This is a genomic window from Aedoeadaptatus nemausensis, assembly GCF_903819165.1.
Lineage (GTDB): Bacteria > Bacillota > Clostridia > Tissierellales > Peptoniphilaceae > Aedoeadaptatus > Aedoeadaptatus nemausensis.
Map to the genome: position 1 here is coordinate 1 of NZ_CAIJCS010000079.1, position 215 is coordinate 215.

At 46.0% G+C, this 215-nt stretch carries 1 rRNA gene; it reads right to left on the reverse strand.

From position 1 onward, the window contains the following. A 23S ribosomal RNA gene (locus tag PEPTYR26121_RS09110) occupies window positions 1-198 on the reverse strand; the annotation flags it as partial. Between the last annotated feature and the right edge of the window lie 17 nt (window positions 199-215).

Consider the following 215-nt stretch of genomic DNA (forward strand, 5'->3'; position numbering starts at 1 on the left):
TTTCAGTTCCCCCGGTATTCCTTTCTAAGGCTATGAATTCACCTTAGAATGCTAAGAGGTTATCTTAGCGGGTTTCCCCATTCGGAAATCTATGGATCAAAGTGTATTTGCCACTCCCCATAGCTTATCGCAGCTTATCGCGTCCTTCATCGGCTCTTGGTGCCAAGGCATCCACCGGATGCTCTTTCTAACTTGACCTTACGATCTATTCGTTG